The organism is Glutamicibacter sp. BW80, from assembly GCF_002332385.1.
Lineage (GTDB): Bacteria > Actinomycetota > Actinomycetes > Actinomycetales > Micrococcaceae > Glutamicibacter.
Genome location: NZ_NRGV01000007.1, coordinates 1 through 2,671, shown reverse-complemented (window position 1 = coordinate 2,671; position 2,671 = coordinate 1). Strand labels below are relative to the sequence as shown.

Here is a 2,671-nt window from a genome sequence, read left to right as displayed (position 1 = left end):
TACCGGCCCGCGAGGGGAACCTTCAGCGGGACACCCGCCGCTTGTCTGCCGTCCCCCTGGCTCTGATTGCGCGATTCTGACCAAAACGACAGATTCTCACGCTGGCGCTAAATCACTTACTCACCCGGATACGTAGGAGCGACCTCACCACTTCCCAAAACCTCGACACCATCAATGATCATTGGAGCGGATGGGGTGGTTCGAGCATTCTCTTCAATCATCCCCTCCGGGACCGTAATCTGAGTAACCTCGTAATTCGAGATTGCTGAAACCCCAGCAATTCCGCCGAGTGTCAGAACACTAGCAATAAGGGCAGTGGGTAACAGAATTTTCATTGCTCTTTCCTCTTTGAATAGGGCGGGGTTGGACAACGAAGCAAGTCCATGGGCAATTCGCAAACGTGTGCCGGCAATAAGAGCACCGGCAACGACATCAGCAGACGGGATATCCAACTCACTGCAATCCCGAAGATCCGCCCTCCATTGCTCAGAGCGCACTTGCCGCAGATGCGCCGGGGTTACGAAAAGCGATAGTCGCAACAGCGCTCGTACCAGCCAGGCCTGGCTCATGCGAGTCTCCTGGATTGAAAAGCAGCACCCACGGATGGTTTCGGCCTCTGGGTGGAAATGTACTCCTGGGCATATGGAACAGCCTTCGCGTCCAACTTAAAGTACCGCCGGCGGGGCCCCTTGCGAGTCAGATCTGTATCCCACTCGCTAGTAATCCAGCCAGCATCCTCCAAACGTTCCAGAATCGGGTAAACCGTTCCTGTCTTCAACCCGGTCATCTTCACGATCTGGAGACCCCAGATTGACTCGGATGATTCCATGAGCGCACCAACAACAGCAGCTGTAGCAGGGGTATGCCTTGTCAAACGCTCCATACTCTAATGCTACCTATGTAGATTTAGACGGTCAAGCTTCGGGCTCATTCATCTTCAACTTTGGAGGCTCTCAACGTGTCAGGGCAGGTTGTTTCGCAAGCCGAACCCTCTGCGGGACGCCTGATTGAGCGCGTATGAATTTAGCCTGGGCTTAGACGTTTGAATTTCATCGACATCATTATTCGCTTTTGTGAAATCCTAAACGGGGATGGTGAATATTCAGGTGAAGTCAGATTACGGCGATCCGATCTGATGCTAGACGCGCGTGACAATGCATATCGTGCCAACCATCAGCATGTAGCACCTGTTGACGCTTGATACCTTCCGTTAGATATCCGCTCTTGTGCGCAACTATGCATGAGGCAGGGTTGTTGACGGAATGTGCAAGTTCAAGCCTGTGGAAGTGCGCCATATCGAACGCCCAAGTAGACAGCTCGCGTAGCCCCCTAGGCGCCACATTTGCTCCGCGTCCCTGAGGGAGAACCCAGTAGGAAAGTTCGCCTGCACCATTAGCCAGATCGATGCGCCGTAGACTGATCTGTCCGATCGTTTCCCCGTCGCGAGATATTGACCAGCCCGCACCGGACTCATCTTGCCAGCGGGAAGGCCAGTGGAGCACCCATTTTTTAGCATCGTCGGTGGTCATGGTTTTTCCATGCCACTGTATGATCGCCGGGTCTTGGTAAGCCTCCACCACCACGGGAACGTCTGCGAGTTCCCAAGGCCGCATTACCAAATCATCGACTTCCAGAATCGGCTGTTTCAGCCGCGCAAATTCACCTAGCGGTATTACTGGCTCCTGCAAATTTAGGATCCTCCGATTTGATCGCTACAGCATCCTGACGGAGCGTTAGGATGCTTAGTCAATGACAGCTGCGACTGCTTCAATTTCTACAAGCTGGTTCGTATAGCCGAGAACAGTAACACCCATCAATGTGCTGGGAACGTCGTGGTCACCGAAGGCCGCACGAATTACTTCCCATGCGGCAACAAGATCTGCCTGGTCTGAGGATGCCACAAGGACACGTGTGCTGATGACGTTTTCTACGCCCGCACCTGCCGTTTCCAAGGCGATACACATGTTCTCGAAAGCCTTAGCGGCTTGTACGCGGTAGTCGCCGACCCCAGCGGTCGATCCGTCCTGGTTCAACGGGCAGGATCCCGCCAAGAAGATAAGACGCGCATCGCTGGGAGCAGTCGCCGCGTAAGCGTACTCAGCGACATCGGAAAGGGCTTCAGATCGAATAAGCGTGACCGTAGGTTGTTGCATGCTTGTCCTCTAAGTGTCTCGGCTTCTGATAGATTCCCAGCCTATCTGAGGGAACGATTGCCGCCGCGGAAAGTCAGTTCCGTGCCGACCGAACGATTTCATGTAGCCGCTAAAATTTCACGGATCAAAAACGGAGAATCTGTCACTAATCTTTGACTGCCAATCTGAACCTGTGTCCGAAAGATATTGCCTGTGTATGGTCCGCCGAAGTCTCCTGGGAACGCGCCCGCTTGAGGAACCTTATGCGGAATACCGAGATGATCCGTCAGTAAACTTGTAACCAATTTCGAATTTTTGGATTAGCACGTGATCCTCGAACAGGTCTTTGACGGTTTCTGCAAACTCGTCAGCTTCACCCGGATCACCAAATACCCCGAGGACAGTATTGTCAGGCGTTGCATCCTGTTGGACGATCCATACGGCGTTTCTCATGAGTTTCCTGCCTGGTCGATTCCGTTAATGCTAACTAATGAAGATGAAATCTACGAGTGTCCCGTAAGCCGGTCCTCCACCGGACA

4 protein-coding genes are annotated in these 2,671 nt (G+C 53.2%); 1 reads left to right on the top strand and 3 read right to left on the bottom strand.

The window, feature by feature from the left end; all coding sequences use genetic code 11:
* Positions 1-116: 116 nt before the first annotated feature.
* The 3 genes from CIK76_RS01610 to CIK76_RS01595 all read right to left on the bottom strand — a co-directional run bounded on the left by CIK76_RS01610 (position 117) and on the right by CIK76_RS01595 (position 2,153).
* A complete protein-coding gene (locus CIK76_RS01610; RefSeq protein WP_096283057.1) occupies positions 117-569 on the bottom strand; it encodes a hypothetical protein in 453 nt (150 codons plus the stop codon).
* Positions 570-1,112: 543 nt separating this feature from the next.
* Positions 1,113-1,688 carry a GNAT family N-acetyltransferase gene (locus CIK76_RS01600; RefSeq protein WP_217990326.1) on the bottom strand — a complete coding sequence of 192 codons (576 nt, stop codon included), beginning with the start codon at positions 1,686-1,688 and terminating at the stop codon, positions 1,113-1,115.
* Positions 1,689-1,742: 54 nt separating this feature from the next.
* Positions 1,743-2,153: a RidA family protein gene (locus CIK76_RS01595; RefSeq protein WP_096283055.1), complete on the bottom strand. Its 411-nt coding sequence runs from the start codon at positions 2,151-2,153 to the stop codon at positions 1,743-1,745.
* Between the two features lie 306 nt (positions 2,154-2,459).
* On the opposite strand from CIK76_RS01595, the gene CIK76_RS19545 reads away from it, so the two are divergent.
* The coding region (locus CIK76_RS19545; RefSeq protein ID WP_217990325.1) for a hypothetical protein at positions 2,460-2,671 on the top strand (212 nt) is incomplete at its 3' end.

Coding starts and splice junctions, on each gene's coding strand:
- CIK76_RS01610 (WP_096283057.1), bottom strand. CDS start 569: ATGAGCCAGGCCTGGCTGGTACGAGCGCTGTTGCGACTATCGCTTTTC.
- CIK76_RS01595 (WP_096283055.1), bottom strand. CDS start 2,153: ATGCAACAACCTACGGTCACGCTTATTCGATCTGAAGCCCTTTCCGAT.